The sequence below is a fragment of the Gemmatimonas phototrophica genome, from assembly GCF_000695095.2.
Classification (GTDB): Bacteria; Gemmatimonadota; Gemmatimonadetes; order Gemmatimonadales; family Gemmatimonadaceae; genus Gemmatimonas; species Gemmatimonas phototrophica.
The window spans coordinates 3,644,626-3,667,034 of the sequence record NZ_CP011454.1; the positions used below are offsets into that span (position 1 = coordinate 3,644,626).

General features: G+C 63.7%; 25 protein-coding genes. 15 read left to right on the top strand and 10 right to left on the bottom strand.

What is annotated here, in order from left to right:
- Window positions 1-147: 147 nt before the first annotated feature.
- A complete protein-coding gene (locus GEMMAAP_RS15400; protein WP_053333663.1) occupies window positions 148-1,317 on the bottom strand; it encodes a ribonuclease D in 1,170 nt (389 codons plus the stop codon).
- 39 nt (window positions 1,318-1,356) lie between these two features.
- Here GEMMAAP_RS15400 and GEMMAAP_RS15405 point away from each other — a divergent pair, with 39 nt between their 5' ends.
- Genes GEMMAAP_RS15405 through GEMMAAP_RS15415 form a run of 3 tightly spaced genes read left to right on the top strand, consistent with a single transcriptional unit; the run spans window position 1,357 to window position 4,111 of the window.
- A complete protein-coding gene (locus GEMMAAP_RS15405) occupies window positions 1,357-2,709 on the top strand; it encodes an AI-2E family transporter (RefSeq protein ID WP_053333662.1) in 1,353 nt (450 codons plus the stop codon).
- Window positions 2,706-3,503, top strand: coding sequence for an alpha/beta fold hydrolase (locus GEMMAAP_RS15410; protein ID WP_026848489.1), 798 nt, complete (start codon window positions 2,706-2,708; stop codon window positions 3,501-3,503). The genes GEMMAAP_RS15405 and GEMMAAP_RS15410 overlap by 4 nt, the downstream gene beginning before the upstream one ends.
- Window positions 3,500-4,111, top strand: coding sequence for a methyltransferase family protein (locus tag GEMMAAP_RS15415; RefSeq protein WP_053333661.1), 612 nt, complete (start codon window positions 3,500-3,502; stop codon window positions 4,109-4,111). Before GEMMAAP_RS15410 ends, GEMMAAP_RS15415 begins: the two co-directional genes overlap by 4 nt.
- A gap of 360 nt (window positions 4,112-4,471) precedes the next feature.
- Here the strand turns inward: GEMMAAP_RS15415 and GEMMAAP_RS15420 are convergent, their stop codons facing one another.
- The 4 genes from GEMMAAP_RS15420 to GEMMAAP_RS15435 all read right to left on the bottom strand — a co-directional run bounded on the left by GEMMAAP_RS15420 (window position 4,472) and on the right by GEMMAAP_RS15435 (window position 6,349).
- Window positions 4,472-4,735 carry a ferredoxin family protein gene (locus GEMMAAP_RS15420; protein WP_026848488.1) on the bottom strand — a complete coding sequence of 88 codons (264 nt, stop codon included), beginning with the start codon at window positions 4,733-4,735 and terminating at the stop codon, window positions 4,472-4,474.
- 102 nt (window positions 4,736-4,837) lie between these two features.
- Window positions 4,838-5,146 carry a YhbY family RNA-binding protein gene (locus GEMMAAP_RS15425; RefSeq protein ID WP_026848487.1) on the bottom strand — a complete coding sequence of 103 codons (309 nt, stop codon included), beginning with the start codon at window positions 5,144-5,146 and terminating at the stop codon, window positions 4,838-4,840.
- Complete coding sequence (locus GEMMAAP_RS20645; RefSeq protein WP_053333659.1) at window positions 5,143-5,574, bottom strand: M23 family metallopeptidase; 432 nt, start codon at window positions 5,572-5,574, stop codon at window positions 5,143-5,145. The genes GEMMAAP_RS15425 and GEMMAAP_RS20645 overlap by 4 nt, the downstream gene beginning before the upstream one ends.
- Before the next feature lie 361 nt (window positions 5,575-5,935).
- Window positions 5,936-6,349 (bottom strand): hypothetical protein, encoded by a 414-nt coding sequence (locus tag GEMMAAP_RS15435; RefSeq protein ID WP_026848486.1) that lies wholly within the window; start codon window positions 6,347-6,349, stop codon window positions 5,936-5,938.
- A 348-nt stretch (window positions 6,350-6,697) separates the two neighbouring features.
- Here GEMMAAP_RS15435 and GEMMAAP_RS15440 point away from each other — a divergent pair, with 348 nt between their 5' ends.
- The 8 genes from GEMMAAP_RS15440 (at window position 6,698) to sufU (GEMMAAP_RS15475) (ending at window position 13,825) form a co-directional block, all read left to right on the top strand.
- A complete protein-coding gene (locus GEMMAAP_RS15440; RefSeq protein WP_053333658.1) occupies window positions 6,698-7,423 on the top strand; it encodes a helix-turn-helix transcriptional regulator in 726 nt (241 codons plus the stop codon).
- Window positions 7,420-8,853 (top strand): Fe-S cluster assembly protein SufB, encoded by a 1,434-nt coding sequence (gene sufB, locus GEMMAAP_RS15445; RefSeq protein ID WP_026848485.1) that lies wholly within the window; start codon window positions 7,420-7,422, stop codon window positions 8,851-8,853. Before GEMMAAP_RS15440 ends, sufB begins: the two co-directional genes overlap by 4 nt.
- Window positions 8,854-9,027: 174 nt before the next feature.
- The gene (gene sufC, locus GEMMAAP_RS15450) at window positions 9,028-9,777 is read left to right on the top strand and encodes a Fe-S cluster assembly ATPase SufC (RefSeq protein WP_026848484.1); all 750 of its coding nucleotides are present in this window, start codon (window positions 9,028-9,030) and stop codon (window positions 9,775-9,777) included.
- On the top strand, window positions 9,774-11,084 hold the full coding sequence (gene sufD, locus GEMMAAP_RS15455) for a Fe-S cluster assembly protein SufD (RefSeq protein ID WP_026848483.1): 1,311 nt from the start codon (window positions 9,774-9,776) through the stop codon (window positions 11,082-11,084). Before sufC ends, sufD begins: the two co-directional genes overlap by 4 nt.
- Window positions 11,085-11,224: 140 nt before the next feature.
- Window positions 11,225-11,677, top strand: coding sequence for a Fe-S cluster assembly sulfur transfer protein SufU (gene sufU / locus GEMMAAP_RS15460; RefSeq protein ID WP_026848482.1), 453 nt, complete (start codon window positions 11,225-11,227; stop codon window positions 11,675-11,677).
- Entirely contained in the window at window positions 11,674-12,051 is a 378-nt protein-coding gene (locus GEMMAAP_RS15465; RefSeq protein WP_053333657.1) for a Rieske (2Fe-2S) protein, read from the top strand. Before sufU (GEMMAAP_RS15460) ends, GEMMAAP_RS15465 begins: the two co-directional genes overlap by 4 nt.
- A 108-nt stretch (window positions 12,052-12,159) precedes the next feature.
- Window positions 12,160-13,383: an aminotransferase class V-fold PLP-dependent enzyme gene (locus GEMMAAP_RS15470; RefSeq protein ID WP_026848481.1), complete on the top strand. Its 1,224-nt coding sequence runs from the start codon at window positions 12,160-12,162 to the stop codon at window positions 13,381-13,383.
- Window positions 13,376-13,825 (top strand): Fe-S cluster assembly sulfur transfer protein SufU, encoded by a 450-nt coding sequence (gene sufU / locus GEMMAAP_RS15475; RefSeq protein WP_158514889.1) that lies wholly within the window; start codon window positions 13,376-13,378, stop codon window positions 13,823-13,825. The genes GEMMAAP_RS15470 and sufU (GEMMAAP_RS15475) overlap by 8 nt, the downstream gene beginning before the upstream one ends.
- A gap of 224 nt (window positions 13,826-14,049) precedes the next feature.
- Here sufU (GEMMAAP_RS15475) and GEMMAAP_RS15480 read toward each other — a convergent pair whose 3' ends face one another.
- Both GEMMAAP_RS15480 and GEMMAAP_RS15485 read right to left on the bottom strand, forming a co-directional pair.
- Window positions 14,050-15,009 (bottom strand): carbon-nitrogen hydrolase family protein, encoded by a 960-nt coding sequence (locus GEMMAAP_RS15480; protein ID WP_043579418.1) that lies wholly within the window; start codon window positions 15,007-15,009, stop codon window positions 14,050-14,052.
- Window positions 15,010-15,041: 32 nt separating this feature from the next.
- The gene (locus GEMMAAP_RS15485) at window positions 15,042-16,241 is read right to left on the bottom strand and encodes a phosphodiester glycosidase family protein (RefSeq protein ID WP_026848478.1); all 1,200 of its coding nucleotides are present in this window, start codon (window positions 16,239-16,241) and stop codon (window positions 15,042-15,044) included.
- A gap of 300 nt (window positions 16,242-16,541) precedes the next feature.
- Between GEMMAAP_RS15485 and GEMMAAP_RS15490 the strand changes: the two genes are divergently transcribed.
- Genes GEMMAAP_RS15490 through GEMMAAP_RS15500 form a run of 3 tightly spaced genes read left to right on the top strand, consistent with a single transcriptional unit; the run spans window position 16,542 to window position 18,909 of the window.
- Window positions 16,542-17,084, top strand: coding sequence for a YqaA family protein (locus GEMMAAP_RS15490; RefSeq protein WP_043579416.1), 543 nt, complete (start codon window positions 16,542-16,544; stop codon window positions 17,082-17,084).
- Between the two features lie 8 nt (window positions 17,085-17,092).
- Window positions 17,093-17,695 carry an HD domain-containing protein gene (locus GEMMAAP_RS15495; protein ID WP_043579414.1) on the top strand — a complete coding sequence of 201 codons (603 nt, stop codon included), beginning with the start codon at window positions 17,093-17,095 and terminating at the stop codon, window positions 17,693-17,695.
- A complete protein-coding gene (locus tag GEMMAAP_RS15500) occupies window positions 17,692-18,909 on the top strand; it encodes a tRNA guanosine(34) transglycosylase Tgt (RefSeq protein WP_043579412.1) in 1,218 nt (405 codons plus the stop codon). Before GEMMAAP_RS15495 ends, GEMMAAP_RS15500 begins: the two co-directional genes overlap by 4 nt.
- Window positions 18,910-19,288: 379 nt before the next feature.
- On the opposite strand, the gene GEMMAAP_RS15505 is transcribed toward GEMMAAP_RS15500, so the two are convergent.
- On the bottom strand, window positions 19,289-19,636 hold the full coding sequence (locus GEMMAAP_RS15505; protein ID WP_053333656.1) for a four helix bundle protein: 348 nt from the start codon (window positions 19,634-19,636) through the stop codon (window positions 19,289-19,291).
- Window positions 19,637-20,063: 427 nt separating this feature from the next.
- Window positions 20,064-20,789: an MIP/aquaporin family protein gene (locus GEMMAAP_RS15510; protein ID WP_026848476.1), complete on the bottom strand. Its 726-nt coding sequence runs from the start codon at window positions 20,787-20,789 to the stop codon at window positions 20,064-20,066.
- 168 nt (window positions 20,790-20,957) lie between these two features.
- Between GEMMAAP_RS15510 and GEMMAAP_RS15515 the strand changes: the two genes are divergently transcribed.
- On the top strand, window positions 20,958-21,914 hold the full coding sequence (locus GEMMAAP_RS15515; RefSeq protein WP_026848475.1) for an MBL fold metallo-hydrolase: 957 nt from the start codon (window positions 20,958-20,960) through the stop codon (window positions 21,912-21,914).
- Window positions 21,915-22,067: 153 nt separating this feature from the next.
- Here GEMMAAP_RS15515 and GEMMAAP_RS15520 read toward each other — a convergent pair whose 3' ends face one another.
- The gene (locus GEMMAAP_RS15520; RefSeq protein ID WP_043579410.1) at window positions 22,068-22,409 is read right to left on the bottom strand and encodes a hypothetical protein; all 342 of its coding nucleotides are present in this window, start codon (window positions 22,407-22,409) and stop codon (window positions 22,068-22,070) included.

Here is a 22,409-nt window from a genome sequence, read left to right on the forward strand (position 1 = left end):
ACTGCAATACAATAACTTACGAGACAATCGCCAGATGAATCATCATTCACCTGAAATACAGCCGTGGGATTGCTGCCACATGATCGGCAAATCCCGGGCGACACGGCGTGGCGCGTACGCCACAGCCGATATCACCGTGGAGGAAGGTCAGCCCGGCTTGTAGGGCGAATCGTCGGCCGGGAAGCTGGCCAGTGCTTTGACGAACTCCTCACCCAGCACTTCGATTTGCCATTTGCGGAGTTCCGGGATGCTTTCCAGGTCATCCACATGGCGGGGCTTGCGGCGCGCCACCGCTTCCATGCGATCACGGGAGCAGAGCACTCCGGGGTCGAGATCAAGCCGAGCGGCGGCCACGTCGCGCACGTTTTTGAGGCGCCCCACGCGATCATCGAAATCGGGTTCCTTATCCCAGCGAGCGCTTTTGGGAAAGCGGGGCAACTCGGAATCGGGCACGGCGTTGCCACGAACGACCGCCTGCAGCGCGTCAGTGGCGCGCGCGTCGTTCATGCCGCGCGGGAATCCCTTGACGTTGAAAAGAGCATCGCGCGTGGTGGGCGCCAGACGTGCAAGATCGAGCAGGACTTCATTGCCGGCGACGCGGAAGGTGGCGCGATCGAGTTCAGCGGCAATGGTATCACGCCACTTCACCAGTTCACGCAAGCGCGCGAGTTCACGTCGCGTGAGATCGCGCGCGCCTTTGAGTCGAAGGAAGGCCTGGTCGGCACCATCGGTGTCCCACTTCGTGCCTTCGGCGCGAGTGAACTCTTCCTTTGCCCAGTGCCAACGCCCTTTCTTTTCGAGCTCGCGGTGCAAACGATCACGCAGCCCCAACAAGTGGCGTGTGTCTTGCGCGGCATAGTCCAGCATGTCGGCCGTGAGCGGTCGCATGCTCCAGTCGGCGCGCTGGTGTTTCTTGTCGAGCTTGAGTCCGAAGAACTGTTCCAGAAGTGCGGCCAACCCAAACGCCTTGATCCCCAGCAACTGCGCCGCCACACGCGTGTCGAACAGATGCGTGACCCGCCATCCGTAATCCTGATGCAACAACCGCAGATCGTAATCCGCGTCATGCAGCACCACTTCCACGTTGCGATCTTCCAGCAGGGCGCCGAGCTGCAGTGGCGTGCCAATGGGCAACGGATCGATCACCGCTTCGTGATGTTCCGTGGAAAGTTGCAGCAGATAAATCCGATCGACAAAGCGATGGAAGCTCGCGCCTTCCGTATCGAGCGCGAGCGTGCGCACGCCGGTGAGACCGGAGAGAAAGCGATCAACGGCGTCGGCCGTGTCGAGATAGAGTGGTGCGGGAGGCAAAGACATGTCTCCCTGTAAGCTACAACGGCGGGTAGTTTCGGGACCATGACCAGTATTGACGAGACCTTACTTCCCGAGCCCCTCGCGCCGGAGCGCCGGGGCTGGCGTACCGCCGACCTGACCCGGGCGGCCTTCACGATCCTGGCGGTCTGGTTCGGCCTGCAGCTGCTCTGGTCGGTCCGGTCGCTGGCCATCCTGGTGTTCCTGGCCGCCCTCTTCGGGATTTCGGTAGCCCGGGGGGTGGACATCCTGGAGCGCTACCGCATTCGCCGAGGGATTGCGTCGGCGCTGTTGGTCCTGGGGACGCTGGGGGCGATTGGCGGCGTCCTGGCGCTCACTGCCCCGACGCTCATTGAGCAGGGGCAGGAGCTGCGCCGGGAGTTTCCGGCTGCCGTGACCAAGGTCCAGACTTGGATCGACAGCCGGAAAGGGGGGCTGCTGGGTTCCCTGATTTCGTCGGCGGCCGGTACTGCGCAGACGCTGGATTCCGCCACCTCGGCGGCGTTGGCGCCTACCGAGCCGGCAGGTGGCGCGGGGACGGCAGGGACGGCGATCGGGCGGGCGGGGGCGCAAACGGCCCCGCCAGTGGCGACGGCGCCGGAATCGGCCACCGAGGCCATCAAGCGTCGGCTCACCGATGGCATCGGGAGCGCCACCAAGTACCTCTTTTCCTTCGTCTCCAACACGTTGGCCGCGTTTGCCGCCTTCGTGCTGCTGATCTTCCTAGCCATGTATATCGGGGCCGAACCGGAGGTCTATCGCGGCTGGATGCTGGCGATGGTGCCGGCCACGTCGCGGGCGCAAGTGCGCATTGTCCTGGACGAGATTTCCACGGTGCTCCGTAAGTGGCTGGTGACACAGCTCATTGCCATGGTGGTCATTGGGACGGTGTCATTCACGGTGCTGATGCTGCTGGGGGTGAAGGCGGCCTTTGCGCTGGGGTTCATTGCGGGGTTGATGGAGTTCATTCCCACGGTGGGTCCCATCCTGAGCGCGGTACCGGCCATCCTGATGGGCTTCGTGGATTCCCCGGAGAAGGCGCTGGCGGTGGGGCTGGCGTACTGGGGCATCCAGTTTGTGGAGAACAACCTGCTCATCCCGTATCTGATGCGGGGCGAAATGGACCTGCCGCCGGCCATTACGATTGTCGCGCAGACGCTCATGACGCTGGTTTTCGGCTTTTTGGGGCTGATGGTGGCCGTGCCGTTGACGGCGGCGGTGCTGGTCCCGCTGCGCATGATGGCCGAGCGGGAGAACGCGCGGGAAAAGGCGCTGGTCAAGCAGCACAAAAGCCAACGGGATCTGATGCACGCCGATGTAAAGCCTGACGAGGTCATGGAAGTCGCCAACAGTGGGCCCGACGAGCCGTCGCGGCCGGAGGGGGGGGGGCACCCATGATTGCGCAGCTGCCCGGCTTTCAGATTGGCTACGACGATCAGGGGGATGGCCTGCCGGTGGTGTTTCTCCATGGCTTCCCCCACGACCGCACGCTTTGGGCGGCGCAGCGGCTGGCGCTGGCGCCCCAGGCGCGGTGCATTGTGCCGGATGTGCGTGGCTTTGGGGATTCGTCCACCCACGGGCCCTATTCCATGGACCAATACGCGGACGATCTCGCGGCACTGCTGGACTGGCTGCAGATCGAGCGGGCGGTGGTGTGCGGACTCTCCATGGGGGGGTACATCGCCATGGCCATGTGGCGTCGTCATCCGGACCGGGTGCGGGCCTTTGTCTTCTGCGACACGAAGGCAGCGGCGGATACCGACGACGGGAAGGCCAAGCGTGAGGCGCTGATGGCGCTGGTGAAGCGCGACGGGACGCGGGTGATTGCCGACGCGCAGATCGGCGGCATGGTTGGACCGGCGACCCGGGAGAAGCGCCCCGAAGTAGTAGCGACGCTGCGGGCGATGATGGGGCGGCAGTCGGCCGCGGGAGTGGCAGGGGCGCTGCAGGCGTTGCGGGACCGCCCTGACTCACGCGCCACACTGCAATCGATTAGCGTTCCGTCCCTGGTGATCGTGGGGGAAGACGATGTGTTGACCCCTATCAAAGAGGCGCGGGCGATCGCGGAGGCATTACCTTCCGCAGCGCGCGTGCGACTTGAGATTATCGCCGGCGCCGGTCATGTGCCCTGCCTCGAACGGCCTGCCGCCACCACGCACGCCCTCTCTGACTTCTTCGCCACGCTGGCATGACCCAGAACGCTGCAGCACCCACCATTTCCGAAGCCGAACGCTCCAGCGCCGCCCGTATCGGGCAGGTGCTCTTCAAGAATCGCGGCTGGCTGCCGGTCCCTTTTCTGGCGGTGCCGCTCCTGCTGCCGGGGGTGCAGACGGCCACCACGTGGATCGTGGGGCTCGTGATCGTGGCCATTGGCGAAATGATCCGCACCGCGGGCGTGGCCGCCGCCGGCACGGTGACGCGCCGTCGCTCGCGTGACGTACAGCGACTGGTGACGTACGGCGCCTTTGCCTGGTGCCGCAACCCACTCTACGTGGGGAATTTTCTCGCCTGGATCGGCTTTACGGTGGTGAGCGGCGTGTTCTGGTTCATTCCGGTGGCGATCGTGATTTTCGCCATCGAGTACACGCTCATCGTGCGCTACGAAGAAGGGGTGCTGGAATCGATCTTCGGGCAGGAATACCTGGACTACAAGGCCCGCACCCCACGCTGGTTTGGCCGCCCGCCCGCCGGTGCGACGCAGGGGCAGCACGACTGGAAGGAAGCGATCTGGAGCGAGCGGTCCACGATCCTGCAGTATGTCGTCTTGATTGGGGCGTTCTGGTACAAGGGAACGCTCTAACTGCAACTGCGGTTTTGGACCGCGACTGCGGTTCGGGTTTGGAACCGCTGCGGCAGTTCTGGACTGCTACTGCGGTTCTGGACTGCCACGGCGGTTGAGGTGCACGGCAGTTGGGGTGGAAGTGGGAGAGCCGCCACGGCTGCGCCGTGGCGGCTCTTTCTTGGTGGTTGATGAAACTGCGAACTGCAGTTGAGGTGGGACGACCACCAAAAGAATGCGCCCGCCGGCTAAGCCGGCGGGCGCTTCCATTTCCACCCGAACTGCGGTGCACCTCAACCGCAGTAGTGGTCCAGAACCGCAGTGGCAGTCCAGAACTGCAGTAGTGGTTCTAAACCCGAACCGCAGTTGCAGTCCCTGCCCTTAGCGGGTCGGCCGCCCCGGCGGATTCTCGCCGTTGAAGACGTCCTTGTTCTTGCCAATGAAGCTCTTGAGCTGCACGGGCACATCTTCCTCGGGGAAGATGGCGGTGACGGGGCACTCGGGCTCGCAGGCGCCGCAGTCGATGCACTCGTCGGGGTGGATATAGAGCTGGTCCGCTCCCTCGTAGATGCAATCCACGGGGCAGACGTCCACGCACGACTTGTCCTTGACGGAGATACAGGCTTCAGTGATGACGTAGGGCATGTGGCGAAGCTCGGGTCAGACCGACCGAAATGGATGTGACTGTCGAAGTCGGGAAGATACTACGGGGGGAACGTGCGACAAGCGGGAAAGGTGCCGAACTACTCAGCGGCGCCACGGGGGTAGGTCGCCTTTCTTCTTGAGCTCCGGGTTTTCCCGGTACAGGGTGAAGGTTCGGCCAATGACCTGCACCACTTCAGCGCCCATCTGCTCGGCGGCTTCGTTGGCGGCCTCCTTGGCCGTGAGCTCCCCGGCCTTGGCCACCTGCACCTTGACCAGCTCCTTGGTGCGCAGCACGTCGTCGAGGCTCGTCAGGAGCGTCGGCGTGAGCCCCGCGTGGCCAATGTGCACGAGCACATCAAGATGATGTGCCTCGGAGCGCAGTTCCGCGCGCTCCTTGCCGGTCATACTCATGGACGAACCCCGTCGAGTGCGAAAAACGAATACGGATTGATCGGGGGCCCGTCCCACCAGGCGCGCCCGCGCCCCCGTTTCATCACCTGAAAATGCAGATGCGGGGCGTTCGGTGGTGCGTTCCCCGTGGTTCCAACGTAGCCAATCACCGATCCCTTGGCGACTCGGTCCCCGATGGCCAACCCTCGGCGGTACCGTTCCAGGTGGGCATAGTAATACACGAACTGCCCGTCCTCGTCATAGGCGTAAATGACAATCCCGCCCACCGGGCCCTCGAACAGCCGCCCAATGACGTGGTCCGCCGCCGCCAGCACCGGCGTGGAGCGGGGGGCCAGGATGTCGAGCGCCCCGTGAATCTTCCCCGCCCCGCGGCCGGCCGTGTAGTTGTCGCGCAGCATGCGGGGGGTGAACCCCTCCACCGGCACCATCAGCTGGCGCTCCCACAGCCGCGCCAGATCCTCATCGGTTACGGCCGCACCACGCGGTCCGGCGTGGGTGGGTACCGGGCCAAGCGGCGCCCGAACCGCTGGTGCCGTTGGTTCGGCAACGGGTGCCGGTTGAACTTCTGGCCTGTTTCTCGAACACGCAGAAGACAGTAATAAAACACCAAAGAGCCATACTGGTAAAAAACGACGAAACAGCACCACGGATAAAAACTGATGGGTCACGGAGTGCACACGGATACACCCTGCTTGATCCGCGTTCAATCCGTGACCCATCTCTTCCTATCCGTGGTGCTGTTCACGCCGTTCAAGCGGTTCAGGCTGATCAAGCGGTTCGCGCCGACCGTCACCCCTTAACCACTTCCGGGCGGAAATACGGCTCCAGGAAGTGGAGCAGATCCTCGACGCTGCGGACGGCGGTCTTGAGGCCGTCGAGTTCGTGGGCCCGCGGCAGGCGGGCGCCGGCGCGGTCGGCAATCACCAGCACGGCGTCTTCGAGGTCGAGATCCACCAGACCGTACTCGCGCTGGAGATCGTCCTGCGGATTCACGATGTAGTGCGGCTCCTGCGCCCCATGCCGTTCGGCGAGGTACCCGTAAACCTGCGCCAACAGGATCTCCGGGAATCGCCCCCGGAACGCATCGCGGAAACGCGACAGGCCGTCGCGCTCGATGGACGCACGATTCAACCGGCTTGCACGCGCCAGGGCGAACAATCCAAGCAGCAATACGACGATGGCTACTGAAACGGACAGACGCACTACCGCAGCACCCTCGGGAAATGGGGAGACGTGTGTCGCGGCCACCATTGGCAGGCACACGTCCTGTCACACGAATGAACACCGCGGGGGACCGGACGTGACGGACTGCCGACGCACTCGGCATACAGTACACCGGGACCGCGATACGCGAAACAGTCGGATCGCATGATTCGGGTACGAGTGGCGAAGGAATTCCGCTGAACCGCTGATCCTTTCGCCCCTTACCACCACAAAGCTGCCACTGTTTGGTTGAGTCGACCACATGAAGTCTTGATCACCAACACCACCATCTCCGATTAGTGAACAGTTTCGTTGACGAACACCATAAAGCCGAGTTATACTGTCGGCATGGAGGACGTCGTCGGGGCACTGGGTGGGTTTCGGGGGGTTCGAGCCGAGTTGCTGGTGGCGCTCAAAAAAGCGCAACCACTGACGGCTCAGGAGCTTGGCGAGCAGTTCGGCCTCACGGCCAACGCCCTCCGCCGCCACTTGAAGGCCCTCGAGGAGGATGGTCTGGTACGCTACCAGCGCGATGTGCGCGGGGTGGGGGCACCGGTCTACGCCTTTTCGTTGACGCCGGCAGGTGAGGCACTCTTCCCCCGCTCGTACGTCCAGGTGCTTGCCAATGCCCTCGACGCCCTGCGGTCCCAGACCGGCGATCAGGCAGTGGAAGCCGTGCTGGAGGCCGAATGGCGCCGCCTGGCCGATGAGGCCGGACCGGTGCTCGAGGCGCTGCCGTTGGATGAGCGGGTGCCGCTGGTCGCGGAGCTGTTGACCGCCAAGGGTTATATGGCCGAAGCCGTGCGTGTTGAGCGTGCGGTGGAGCAGGACGCGGGTGGTGTGGACATGCTCTCGGAAATTGAGGCAACTCCCACGCTCACTCTGCGCATTCATAACTGTGCAGTCCGGGAAATCGCCGAGCGCTTTCCCGAGGCCTGCGCAGTGGAAGCAAAGTTCGTTGAACGGCTGCTGGGTGTTCCGCTGGTGCGCAGTGCGCACCGGCTGGGCGGCTGCGGTCACTGTGAATACGGCGTGTCAGGTCACCTTTCGACGGTGAAACAGGAGCAGGCATGAGTTCGACCATCGAGCAACTGGTCAATCGCGAGTACCAGTACGGCTTCAGCACGGACATCGAGTCCGATACGCTGCCGCCCGGGCTGACCGAAGACACGGTCCGCTTCATTTCGGCCAAGAAGCAGGAGCCGGAATGGCTGCTCGACTGGCGCCTCAAGGCGTTCCGTCGCTGGCAGACCATGAAGGAGCCGCATTGGGCCAACGTCAATTATCCCCCCATCGACTATCAGGCCGCGTCGTACTATAGCGCGCCCAAGACGTCCAAGCCCCTCGGCTCCCTCGACGAGGTGGACCCCACGCTGCTCGAGACGTACAAGAAGCTCGGCATCTCCCTCACCGAGCAGAAGCGCCTCAACAACGTGGCCGTTGACGCGGTGTTCGATTCCGTGTCGGTGGGCACCACCTACAAGGAAGAGCTGGGCAAGCACGGCATCGTCTTCATGTCGTTCGGTGAAGCGGTGCGCGAGCATCCGGAACTCATCAAGAAGTACCTGGGCTCCGTGGTGCCGTACAGCGACAATTTCTTTGCGGCGCTCAACAGCGCGGTCTTTTCCGACGGCTCGTTCTGCTACATCCCCAAGGGGGTGAAGTGCCCCATGGAACTGTCCACCTATTTCCGCATCAATGCGGCGGAAACGGGACAGTTTGAGCGCACGCTCATTGTGGCGGACGAGGGCTCGCACGTGAGCTATCTCGAAGGGTGTACCGCGCCCAAGCGCGACACCAATCAGCTGCACGCCGCCGTCGTGGAAATCGTGGCCCTCGACAACGCCACCGTGAAGTACAGCACCGTGCAGAACTGGTACGCCGGCGACGAAAATGGTCTTGGTGGCATTTACAACTTCGTCACCAAGCGCGCCAAGGCGATGACCAACGCCAAGGTGTCGTGGACGCAGGTGGAAACCGGCTCCGCCATCACGTGGAAATATCCCAGCGTGATTCTGCAGGGCGACAACAGCGTCGGCGAGTTCTACTCGGTGGCCGTGGCCAGCAAGATGCAGCAGGCCGACACCGGCACGAAGATGATCCACATCGGGCGCAACACGAAGTCCACGATTGTCTCCAAGGGCATCAGTGCCATGAAGGGGCAGAACAGCTATCGCGGCAAGGTGCAGATCCTGCCCAAGGCGGAGGGCGCGCGCAACTACACGCAGTGCGACTCGATGCTGGTGGGGAACGCCTGCGGTGCGCACACCTTCCCGTACGTGGAGGTGGGGAACAACAGCGCCACGCTGGAGCACGAGGCGTCCACGTCGAAGATCGGTGAAGACCAGATCTTCTATCTCAAGGCGCGCGGTCTCGACGCCGAGCAGGCCGTGTCGATGATTGTGAGCGGCTTCTGCAAGGAAGTGTTCAAGGAGCTGCCCATGGAGTTCGCGCTCGAAGCGCAGCAGCTGCTGGGCATCACGCTTGAGGGGTCGGTGGGGTAAAGCCCGCCTGATCGTCGCAGAAGTTTTCAGTGTTCAGTTGGGGTTGTCAGTTATCAGTTCGAGTTACCAGTAATCAGTTGAACTGACAACTGAGAACTCGAACTGACAACTGAAAACTCAAACTGAAAACTCACCACTACTCCGCCTACACACTTCACTTTCCGTTCACGATATATGCTCCAGATCACCGACCTGCAGGCTTCCATCGACGGCAAGCCAATCCTCAAGGGTATTTCGCTCACCGTCAACGCCGGCGAAGTGCATGCGGTCATGGGCCCCAACGGCTCGGGCAAGAGCACGCTTGCGCAGGTGCTGGCCGGCCATCCGGCCTATGAGATCACCGGCGGCGAGGTGCTGTACAACGGCGAAAACCTCCTGGAGATGGATGCCGAAGTGCGCGCCCAGAACGGCGTGTTTCTGGCGTTCCAGTATCCCGTGGAAATCCCGGGCGTGACGAACGCGTACTTCCTGCGTGCCGCCTACAACGAGATCCGGAAGGCCAAGGGTCTGGAAGAAGTGGATCCCATGGAGTTCCTCGACCTCGTGGAAGAGAAGCTCAAGTTGGTGGATATGGATCCGGCCATGCTGAGCCGCTCGGTAAACGCGGGCTTCTCGGGTGGTGAAAAGAAGCGGAACGAAATTCTGCAGATGGCCGTGCTGCAGCCCATGCTGGCCATTCTTGACGAGACAGACTCCGGGCTCGACATCGACGCGCTGCGCATCGTGGCCGAGGGCGTCAATGCGCTCAAGCGCCCGGACAACGCCGCCATCGTGGTGACGCACTACCAGCGCCTGCTCAACTACATCGTGCCCGACTTCGTGCACGTGCTGGCCGGTGGCCGCATCATCAAGAGTGGTGACAAGTCGCTGGCGCTCGAGCTCGAAGCGCGTGGCTACGACTGGATTCTGGAGACGGTGGCGTGACCACGGGACTCCGTTTCGCTGAGCAGGCCGTCGAGGCGTCCGCCGCCAACGCGCCCGGCTCCATCAAGGCATTGCGTGCAGAAGGCAGCGCCGCGTTTCAGACGCTGGGCTTCCCCACCACGCGCAACGAAGACTGGCACTACACCAACGTGTCGGCCATTTCGTCGGGGCAGTATCTGCCGGCCATCGACAGCCCGGTGGGTGCCATCAGCGCCGACGCGCTGGCGCCTTTCACCTTTGGCGCCGACTGGCCGCTGGTCGTGTTTGTGAATGGCCGCTTCGCCCCGGACCTGTCCACGCTCAACACCCTGCCGGCCGGGATCCGGGTGCTGGACATGGCTACGGCCTCGGCGGAAGAGCCCGAGTTGCTGGGCAAGTACCTCGGGACGATTGCGCCCGCCACCCGCGACGGTTTCACGGCGCTGAATGCGGCGTTCGCCGGCGAAGGTACGTTCATTCACGTGGCCAAGGAGATGGTGATCGAGCATCCCATCCACCTCCTGCATGTCATGGACGAACAGGGGGCCAACATCATGAGCCACCCGCGCCACGTCATGGTGGTGGAGCGTCACGCCAAGGCGTCGGTGGTGGAGAGCTACGTGAGTGTGGCCGACGTCCCGTATTTCACCAACGCGGTAGTGGAAGCGTTCGTGGAAGACGGGGCCACGCTGCAGGTCATTCGCATTCAGCGCGAGTCACGCCAGGCCAACCATGTGGGCACGGTGGAAGCGCGCCAGGGTCGCGACAGCCATTTCCTCACGTTCACCTTTCAGACCGGCGCCAACCTGTCGCGCAGCAATGTGTACACGGTGCTGGACGGCGAGGGATGCGGCTGCACGATCAACGGCCTCTACATGCTGGACGGCGAGCAGCACGGCGATCACCAGACGCGCGTGGAGCATGTGAAGGAGAATTGCTTCAGCCGCGAAGCCTACAAGGGGTTGATCGACGACAGCGCGCACGGTGTCTTCAACGGCAAGGTGTATGTGCACCCCGAAGCCCAGAAGACCGACGGCAAGCAGACCAACCACACGCTGCTGCTGTCCGAAAAGGCGCAGATCGACACCAAACCGCAGCTCGAGATCTTTGCCGACGATGTGAAGTGCACGCACGGGGCGACCGTGGGGCGCATGGACGAAACGGCACTGTTCTATCTCAAGAGCCGCGGGGTGGGCAAGACGCTCGCCAAGCAGCTGCTCATGTATGCCTTTGCCGCCGACGTGCTGGAAACGATCGACAACCCGGTGATCGTTGAAGCGCTCGAGACGCTGACCGTGGAGCGGTTCACGGGCAGTGCGCATCACTGAGCAACTGACAACTGACAACTCCAACTGACGACTGAAATCTCTGACTGACCACTGAGAACTTTCAGGGCCGTCGAGCTTTCAGTTTTCAGTCGGAGTCATCAGCTCTCAGTCGAAGTTTTCAGTCTTCAGCTTGAAACGCCATGACCGACCTCCAGGAGCTCTACCAATCCGTCATCCTCGACCACAACCGCAAGCCGCGCAATTTCGGTGAGCTGGCGGGGGCCAATCGTCACGCCGACGGCAAGAATCCGTTGTGTGGAGACGAAGTGCATGTGGCGCTGGTGGTCGAGCAGGACGTCATCACCGACGTGAAGTTCACGGGCCACGGCTGCGCCATTTCCAAGGCGTCGGCGTCGCTCATGACGGCGGCGGTGAAGGGGAAGTCGCGGGCTGATGTCGAGGCGCTTTTTCTGCGCTTCCATGCGCTCGTGTTGGGCCAGGATCCGGAGGGCGGGAAGGACCTCGGCCAGCTGGTGGTCTTTAGCGGCGTGTCCCGGTTTCCGGTGCGCGTGAAGTGTGCCTCGCTATCGTGGCACACGCTCAAGGCCGCGCTGGAAAGCGAAGGCGTGCTGGCGCCCGTCAGTACGGAATGAGCCACGAGGGGAGTTCCACGTCGACGGGCACCTGGGAACAGGTCGCCCGCGCCGACGACGTACCCACCGATATTCCGCTGGCGGTCACGCTGGTCGATGGTCGACGGATCTGCCTCGTGCGACTCCATGGCGAGGTGTTCGCGGTCGAAGACCGCTGTCCGCACCGCGATTTTCCGCTGTCCGGTGGCGACGTGGTGGCAGGACATCTCGAGTGTCCGTGGCACGGTGCCCGTTTCGACCTGCGCACCGGGCAGTGCTCACAGGGCCCCGCCGAAGGCGATGCCATTGCGACGTATCCGGTCATGCAGGTCAATGGGATTGTGCTCGTGGGGCCGGCAGCGGCCACGGGTATCGACAGCAGCAACAGTAACTGATCAGTCGTGGGTTGTGTGTTTGAGATGTGCGTTCAAGGGATGCACCCAGAACTCGTAACCCGAACTCAGAACCCGGAACTGATCAGTTCAACTCAGGTACACGAACCAATGCGCCACAGCCTCGCCCCCCGCTCCGACTTTCCGCTCCTGGCGGCCACCCCCGGGTTGCACTACCTCGACTCCGCGGCCACGTCGCAGAAGCCGGCGGCCGTGCTGAACGCCATTCGGGATTTCTACGAAACGGCCAATGCCAATCCGCATCGGGGCGCCTACGCCCTGAGCGCGAAGGCCACCGATCTCTACCACGACGCGCGCGCCACGATTGCCCGCTTTGTTGGGGTGGCCGATAGCGACTGCGTGGTGTTTACCCGCGGCACGACCGAGGCCATGAATCTGGTGGCCTCCAGCTGGGGGCGCACCAACGTGCAGGCGGGCGATGAGATTGTGGTCACCGCGCTTGAACACCACGCCAACTTTGTGCCGTGGCAGCAACTGGCGCTGCAGACTGGTGCCACGTTGCGCATTGTGGAGCTCACGGCGCACCAGAGCATCGACCTCGATCAGTTGCGCGACGTGGTGAGCACCCGCACCAAACTGGTCGCCATCACGCACGTCTCCAATGCCGTGGGGGCCATTACGCCCCTGGCCGAGGCGGTGCACATCATTCGCGCGCGTTCGGCGGCGGTGATTGTGGTGGATGGCGCGCAGGCAGTGCCGCATCTGCCCGTTGCCTTTGATACGCTCGATATCGATTTCTACGCGTTCAGCGGCCACAAGCTGCTGGGCCCCATGGGGATCGGATGTCTGGTCGGTCGCCGCGCCATTCTCGAAAAGATGCCGCCGTACCAGTTTGGTGGCGACATGATTGAATGGGTGCATGACTTCGACTGCACCTGGAACGTGCTGCCGCACAAGTTCGAGGCAGGCACCCCCAACGCGGCGGATGCCGTGGGTCTGGCGGCCGCGGTACGGTATCTGGAAGCGCTGGGCATGGATCAGGTACGCGCCCATGAGCTGTCGTTGCTGGAGAAGGCCGAGGCCGCCGTGCGGGCGTTGCCCGGTCTCACCGTGTACGGGCCGGCCGTGGCCCAGCGCAGCGGTGTGCTGAGCTTCTCGGTAGCGGATGTGCATCCACACGATCTGGCCACCATTCTTGACCAGCACGGCGTGTGCATTCGCGCCGGACACCACTGCGCGCAGCCGCTCATGCGTCGACTCGGGGTGAGCGCCACCGCGCGCGCGAGCTTCTACGTGTACAGTGACGAGAGCGATGTCGAGGCCTTGGTCACGGCCCTCGTTGCGGCACAGCAGATTTTTGCCGCCGTTGACTGAGTCGCTGGCCATGAGCGGGAAAGCCAGTGCCGCCTCAATGGCGGCCATGTACCAGGACGCTCTGCTCGCCCATCATCGGGCGCCGCACAACCGGCGCGAGATGGGCGACGCGACGGCGAGCGCAGTGCACAAGAACCCCGTGTGTGGTGACGAAATTCGCGTGATGGTACGCGTGGACGGCGACGAACTGGTGGATGTGTCCTTTACGGGCCGTGGCTGCTCCATTGCCACGGCGTCCGCCAGCATGATGACCGATGCCACGGTGGGGCAGTCCGTTGGTGATGCCGTAGCCTTGGCCGAGCAGGTGGAGCGGATGCTGACCGGCGCCGACGGTGCACTACCTGATGGGTTGGCACCATTGCGTGGCGTGGCGCCATTTGCCGGGCGTCACGGCTGCGCGCGCATGCCGTGGCAGGCGCTGCGGGAAGCCCTCAGCACGTAGGCGTTTACGAACACCGTTGTTGCCGGCCGGCTTGGGTTGGAACTGTATTGCGAGGACTGCGCGGCTTGGGCGGACAGGACGTCCAAACGAGGACTGGCTCCGGCATGGGTAAGCGGCGTACTGCGGCGGCGAGCCCGATCACTTTTGATTTTCGGATCGAGAGGCGGTGGAGAGTGTCTGTAGCCCCAGCACTATTGCCAGCGACCGGCCATGCAGCGGCGGCGTTAACGAATCCGCACACTCGCCTGCCGCTCGGTATTGACGTGCAACTGCAGCACGTCGGGGCGGCCATAGTGGCCCGCCACATCAAAGTTCTGTCGCTCCTCGCGCACGCGGGTGTGGGCAATATCCACCACGAATAACCGTTCCTCGTGCGGCGTGGGCTCCACCAGCCAGGAAGCGTCGGGAGCCGCAATGGCGGTGCCCCCCTCGCTGATGATCTCGGGGAGCCGTTCGCGGAGCAGCTCGGCATGCGGCACGTGATCGCCAATATGTTCGCGGCGTAGCACGCCGCACACCGACATCACATACGAGCGCCCTTCGCGCGCCAGGAAGCGCGTAATGGCTTCGGTGTTGCGCACACTCCCGGGCCAGATGGCCACGTGCAGATCCTCGCCCTGCCCGTAGAGCGCCGCACGGGCCAGCGGCAGCCAGTTTTCCCAGCAATTCAAAGCGCCCAGTGTGAACGGTCCCACGGGGAAGGTGCGCAAACCGTGCCCATCACCCGGCGCCCAGCTGAGGCGTTCTTCGTAGGTGGGCATGAGCTTGCGGTGCACATTCACGATACCCTGCGAAGGCGTGATGGTCACACAGCTGGCGAATACGCTGTGCCCGCCACGATCGGCGGGGCGCTCGATAATGCCCAGCACCACGGTGATGCCGTGCGCGGCGACCGCCTGCACCACCGGCTCAAGATGCCCGGCCTCGATCTGAACGGCCTGATCGAGATAATGCGCGTGCATGGTTTTCTGCATCACGCTGTCGAAACGCGCCCCATCCGTATGCTCAATCCAGAACGGATAGCCGGGCACGAACGCCTCGGGAAAGGCGAGCAATTGCACCTGCTGCTTGGCCGCATCGGCAATTGCCTGCACGACTTTGGCAATCGTGCCGTCGCGGTGCAGCCACACCGGCGCCAGCTGGGCACCGGCAATACGGAGCGTGTCAGCGATGTGGTCTGTCATGCGGCACGAAGTGGAAAGGGGTGATGGCCGTACTACAGGCGGCTGCAGGACGCCTGCACCGCCAACGCGTTGCCTACGGCCCGTTCGGTGGGATCAGAGGGCGTATTCACCACGCGCACCGTCCCGGTGGTCAAATCGCGCAGCACCAGCGCACTCGAACCGCCGCCGTCGAGATTCAGCGCCTGTGTGGCCCCGAGGGCGCGCAGCAGGTCGGCGGTCTGTCGCAAGGTGGTCCCCATCGTTACCCCAGGCTTGCGTCCGTCAATGACGGCCAGCCACAAACGCTTCGTCCCCGGGTGCAGCCCCAGCGCCGATCGCGGATTGAGGCCACGAAAACCGGCGTTTCCTTCCGTCTCCACATCGTTCACCACCACGCTGTCCACGATCAGCATGGGCCGCCCCCCGACGGCGTCACGGGGGACCATTTTGTTACGACTGCTGATGATGCGTACGCGGAGAGTGACCGTGTCTCCCACCGTGACCGCAGCCTCACGAGGTGTCAGGTGCAGCAGCACGGTATCACCGCGCACCAGCGTATCGGCGGCACCGGCCGGACGCACCACGTAACGCCCATCAATGGTGCGCGCGGCGCCCGCGCGGTTGGCCACCGGCTCCAGGCGCCACGTGCGGCGACGTACCAGCGTATCGATCGGTACACCCCAGCGGGCATCCACCACGCCATTGCTGCGGCGTACGGGCCGGTTCCAGGCCCCCAGCGAAATGCTGCGTGTGCCCTGCACCAGCGTGCCTTCGGCGTGCACGGAATCAAAAACCAGCTGCTGCAATCCATCAAACGCCACGACAGGGCGCGTCCCCGGGCCAGCCAGAAGTAGCCCGTCTTCGATATGCAGGTTGGTGGGCACGCCCGGCGGCGCAAACTCGAAGAAATCGGCGTTGATGGCGGCAAAGGCGCGCGACGACAGGGGCAGCCCGGCCAGCAGGGCACTGGTTCTGGTGCGCCCCACCGCGGTGCTGCTTCCCTTGAGTGCCCGCACACTGCCGCAGGTCATATCCACCTCCAGGACATACGCGCGCCACGGCGCGGCGGTATTGACCAAGGTGATGAGCCGAGCCGACGGCGCGATCATTTCCGTGCGCACGCTGTCGGCCACCCCGGGCGGCAGCTGTAGCGGGGCAAAGCGCAGCGGGCCCTGTTTGGGTGTGGTGGCGCAGGCGGCCAGCGCGATGGACGTCGCGAGTACGCGGCACACGGCGGTAGAGAGACGGTTCATTCCCTAAAATAACGCCCAAAGACGGCTGGCTCCGCTGGAACTGCATGACGAGGACTGCTCCGAGTGGGCGGACGGGGCGTCCAGACGAGGACTGGCTCCGGTATGAGTCGGGCGGCGTACTGAAGCCGAGAGGTTGTCCATTTTTTGATTTTGGATTTCGCGGAGGTGGAGAGTGCTCGTCGCCCTCGCCGTCGCAGTCCTCGGTCAGACGCCCTGTCCGCTGCCACGGGCCAGTCCTCGTAATGCAGTTCAAAGGTGCCAGCCATCAACACCTGAGCCGGTGGCCACTAGTTTTGTCCCATGCATTCCCCGGGCCCGCTCAGCCGCCTCCATGACCGCCTGCAACAGTGGGCCGACGCCGGCTGGTCCAACGGCGTGGTTTTTGGATGGGGGTTGCTGCAGGGGGTGATTTTCCCCGGGGTCGCCGACCTCTTTTTCCTGCCGCTCTCCCTCGCTCGCCCCGAGAGGGCCTACCGGCTGGCGCTGGTGGCCACGGCGGGTACGCTCATTGGCAGCGTGGTGCTGTATTGGGTGGGCGCCGAAGCACTAGTGTGGCTGGAAGGGCCACTATCGCGCTTTGTGGGCCTGTCACCGAGTGACCTGCACGCCTACCGCGAGCGGCTCGCCGAGTGGGGAGGGCTGGCCATTTTTGCCAGCACCATGAGCCCGTTGTCCACGAAACTCACGAGTATCGCGTCGGGCGCCGCAGGTGTGCCCTTCGTGGTCTTCACGCTGGCGCTGCTGGCCGGTCGGCTCACCCGCACCATGGCGCTGGCCTGGCTGGTGCGCCACGGCGGGGCGGCGGCGGTGCAGCGGTGGCTTCAGCCGGTACGACACGAGTAATCTTCGGGATGAGCATCCCATCAGCCGACCTGCTCGGCATTCTGGATTTTTTGCGGGCCGCCGAGGCGTTGAAGCACACGACGCGGGTGGCGTGGACTTCCACCGGCAAACAGGAGACGGTGGCCGAGCATACGTGGCGGCTTTGTCTCATGGCCATGGTGTTTGCGCCGCGCTTTCCCGGTGTGGACGTGGGCAAGCTGCTGCGCATCTGCATCGTGCACGACCTGGGCGAAGCCATTGGCGGGGATATCTCTGCCAAGCTGCAGGTGGATATGCCCAACAAGGCCGAGCAGGAGCGCCGCGACCTGTTGCAGCTGACCGAACCGCTGCCGCCCCACACGCGCGAGGAGATCGTGGCGTTGTGGGATGAATACGAGCAGGCGGCGTCGTTGGAGGCGCGCATTGCCAAGGGGCTCGACAAGCTCGAGACCATTTTGCAGCACAATCAGGGGGCGATGCCGGCGGATTTCGATTTCCGGTTCAACCTCGAGTACGGCGCGAAGTACACGACGGACGATCCCATTTTGCGGACCATCCGGGCGGTGCTGGATGAGGAGACTGAACGTCGGGCGCAGGAGCAGGACCGCATCACTCGTCACCCGTCGTTGTGACGGCGTTCGGGTTTCGCACCAGTCACGCCAACGGTCACGCCCGGCTGGGGTGGTTCACCACGCCACATGGTGTGGTGGAGACGCCGGCGTTCATGCCGGTGGGCACGCATGCATCGGTGCGTGGGTTGGCGATGCAGGAAATTCGCGACGCGGGGGCGCAGATGATTCTGGCCAACGCGTACCACCTGTATTTGCGTCCCGGCGATCAGATGGTGCGGGCCCTTGGGGGCTTGCACGCATTTTCGCGCTGGGAAGGCCCCATGCTTACCGACAGCGGCGGCTACCAGGTGTTTTCGCTGGCGCGCTACCGCAAGGTGAGTGAAGAGGGAGTGGAGTTCCGCAACAAGATCGACGGGTCGCTGCACCAGTACACCCCCGAGAAGGTGATGCAGATTGAGCGCAACATTGGCGCCGATGTCATCATGCAGCTGGACGAGCTCATTGAAGGGGGCTCGGAGCATCGGGCATCGTATCGCGCGATGGAGCGCAGCCTGCGTTGGCTGGAGCGGTGTCGGGTGGAGTTTGAACGACTGGATCGCGACGGGCGGGCGCCAGTGAGGGGATTGACGGTGCCGGATGGCGCGCCCGCCTTGTCCACGCAGGATATGACGCGTGATGTGGTGGCCCCGCCGCAAGCGCTGTTTCCCATTGTGCAGGGAGGCACCTACGCCGACCTGCGCACGGCGTCCATCAACGGTATTCTGCAGAGCGGTGACTGGGCCGGCATTGCGGTGGGCGGCTTATCGGTAGGTGAAGCGAAGAGTGCGATGTACGACACCTTCGACACCTGCGCGCCACTGCTCCCGCTCGACAAACCCCGCTATCTCATGGGCGTGGGCTTTCCGGACGATCTGCTCGAAGCCGTCTCGCGTGGCATGGACCTGTTCGATTGCGTGGCGCCCACGCGCATGGGGCGGCACGGCACCGTGTTCACCTCCGACGGCAAAGTACAGATTCAAAAGAGCAGCAACCGCACCGACCGGCGCCCGCTCACCGACGACTGCGCCTGTCCGGCGTGCATGCAATACGATCGCGCCTATCTGCGGCATCTCATGGTGACCGAAGAGCCTTTGGGACCACGCCTGCTGGCGTTGCACAACCTGACGTTCCTCATGGCGCTGATGGCGAAGGCGCGGGAGCAGCTCGCGGCCGGGGAGTTTGGGGCGTGGAGTAGCGGGTGGCTTTCGCGTTATCGCTCGAAGGGAATGGGTTGACGGCGGTTCGGGCTAACTGCGACTGCGGTTCGGGTTTACGGCAACTGCGGTTCGGGTTTGGACCTGCCACTGCGGTTCTGGACTGCCACTGCAGTTTTGGACCACCACTGCAGTTGAGGAGCACCGCAGTTGGGGTCTGTGTGGAAGCGCCCGTCGGCTTTGCCGAACGGGCGCATTCCTTTGGTGGTTGTCTCACTGCAACGGCAGTGGCGGTTACATCAACCACCAGAAGCGTGCCGCCACGGCGAAGCCGGGCGGCACTTCCGCATACACCCAAACTGCCGTGTTCCTCAACTGCAGCAGCAGTCCAGAACCGCAGTGGCTGTCCAAAGACTGCTGTGGCAGGTCCAAACCTGAACCGCAGTGGCAGTTCGCGGCCTTAAAGGAGTGTCTTCTGAAGCGCGATGATCATTCGCTTGAGAGTCGCCAGATCGTCGCGAACCTGCAGGGCAATGCGCAAGTCGATGAGCCCGCGATTCATGAGCGTCACCAAATGGCTGTCTGTTTCGTTCGCGCTCCCCAACGCGATATTGAGATAGCGTCGGAACTCCTTGGGCGTACGACGGTTCCCTTCGGCAATGTTGGCCCCAACAGATTCGGACGAAGTGCGAATTTGTCTCACGGTGTGCATCGAGAGCCCCGGGGCACAAGACATGGTTTCGCGCCACACGATTTCCGCCACCTGTTGTGCCAATTGCCAGACTTTCAGTTTGCGGTGGTCTGTCATGGTACGAGCATACAACGGCTCGGCCTTTCCACAGTCATCGAATGTGCGGAGGTTGGGTCAGTTCAACGCGTTCTTGAACTGCCACCGCGGTTCGGGTATGGACCTGCCACTGCGGTTTTGGAAGACACCAGCAGTTCTGGACAGCCACTGCGGTTGAGGAGCACGGCAGTTTGGGTGGAAATGGAAGCGCCCGCCGGCTATGCCGGGCGGGCGCGTTCCCTTGGTGGTTGTCTCACTGCAACGGCAGTGGTGGTTACATCAACCACCAGAAGCGTGCCGCCACGGCGAAGCCGGGCGGCACTTTCCTAGACACCCAAACTGCCGTGTTCCTCAACTGCAGTAGCAGTCCACAACCGCAGTGGCTGTCCAAAGTCTGCAGTGGCAGGTCCAAACCCGAACCGCAGTTGCAGGCAACCCTAACCGAAGTTCAAGTGAGCCGCGCCCATGCCAGCGCTGCCACACTAGCCCCCACCACCGGCCCCACCACCGGAATCCACGCATAGCCCCAGTCGCTCCCGCCCTTCCCGGCAATCGGGAGTAGCGCGTGCATAATGCGCGGCCCCAGATCGCGTGCGGGATTGATGGCATAGCCCGTCGGGCCGCCCAACGACAGACCAATGCCCCACACCAGACAGCCCACCAGGAACGACCCTATGTTCGTGGCCGGCGTGGCGCCCAATACGCCGCGCGCGCCAATGGCGCCGGCCACGAGTACCAGCACCGCGGTGCCAATGATTTCCGCGAACAGATTGGGGCCCGTGGTGCGCACCGCCGGCGCGTTGCAGAAGCTGGCGAGGATGAGCCCCTGATCCTTGGTGCGGGCCCAGTGCGGCAGATAGTGCAACCAGACCAGGGTGGCCCCGCACATGGCGCCCAGCATCTGCGCCGCGACATGCGCCAGCCCCGTCGCCAGCGGATAGACGCCGGTCACCACGTTGGCAATCGACACCGCTGGATTGAGTTCGCCGGGCGCGCCGAGTGCCACGGCCACCATGCCGCCGGACATCACGGCAAAGGCCCAGCCGGCGGTGATCACAATCAAGCCCCCACTGTGCCCCTTGGTATCGGTAAGGAGCACGTTGGCTACGACGCCGTTGCCAAGCAGCAGCAGAATCAACGTGCCGAGAAATTCACCGGTGACGGTGGAGGGCATGAGCGGGGGAGTGAGGGCGGGAAGAAGGCGGCGGGCGTGGCACAAGGATTGTAGGGGCCGGTGCGGTCCGGCGCGAGACAGCCTGTGTCACAAGTGCGACTGAAGAGTTGAGGGAGCGCGAGCCACCGTGGTGTTTGCCGAGGAGCGCATTGGCCCCCATAATCGGGCATGGTCAATTCCCTGCCCCGCCGGCTGGTCTCCATGCTGTTCCTGGCCGCCACCGCCGTCTCCGTGTTTGCCCCCTGGACCGCCTCTGCGCAGGTCCGCACCGCCGACCCCGCGTTGCGCGGCGTACCGCTTACAGACTTCCCACGCTTCGTCAAGCTGTCCAAGCACGTCTACGGCTACGAGGAAATCCGACAGCCGGGCTTCACGACCGTGAGTCTGATCGTACTCGGCAAGGACGGCGTGCTCATCGCCGACGCGCAGGGGTCTGCGGCGGCGACGCAAACCATGCTCGACCGCATTCGCACCATCACGCCGCTCCCCATCAAGTGGTACGTGGTAGGGAGCGATCATGGCGATCATACCGCGGGCAACCACGTGCTCCCCGGTGGGCTCACGTGGGTGGTACACCCCACGTCGCTCGCCCAGCTCAAGCGCGACTCGGCGGCGGCCACCGCCGGACGCACCGTTGTCGTGCCGCCCACAGCCATGACCGGATCAGAGCAGACCATCGACCTCGGTACCACACAGGTGGTGGTACGGTTTCTGGGTCGCGCGCACACCGGCGGTGACCTCATGGTGCATCTGCCCAAGGAGCAGATTCTTTTCATGAGCGAGGCCTTCCTCAATCGTGTCTTCCCGGCCATGCGTTCCGCCTACCCCACCGAGTGGGCCCGCACAGTGGACGCGGCGCTCGCCCTGCCGCGCGTGAAGCGCTTCGTGCCCGGCCACGGGTTCATCGAAAAGGACAAACGCTCGCGCGAAGAACTGATCACCTTCCGCGACGCCATCACCAGCGTCATTGCGGAAAGCAAGCGACTCAAGACGCTCGGCCTCACGCTCGAGGAAGCCACCAAGCGCGCCAACTGGGGCGACGTGGGCACGTGGTTCCTGGCGGACCAACAAGCGCCCATAGCCATACGGCGAGTGTGGGCAGAGATGGACGCAGGCAACCGCTAACTGCAGTAACTGCTGTAAATGCGTTATGGGTCATGGGTTACCGGGGTACCGAGTAACTGCGGGCACTGCGGTGTCTCGCTTCTATTCCGCAGTTACTCGGTGACCTGCTGACCCATGACCCCTAACGCTCCTACGCGCTTCTACATGTCGCAGTTACGCGTCACTCCGCAGTAACCGCGCGACTCCTCCTGCTATTCCGCCTGACTGCAAGGCGGGCAGCAACAGCGTCATCAGCACGATGACCGTTGCTGGCACTTTGAAGTTCGCGCCGAGCATGCCGGCAAAACCGAGCACATTGCCGCCACGAATGGCCACCATGCCCAGCAGCAGTGCCGCCGCGACAGCAGCGGCACCAAAGCCAATGCGGAAGGCGCCTTTCTGACGGAGGGCGAGCCCGATGAGCAGCCCGCCTACCGCCGCACCCCACACCCCACCCAGCGCCTGCGCGGCGACTTGCAACACCAGCGCGGTCATGAACAACGGAGTCTTGGACAT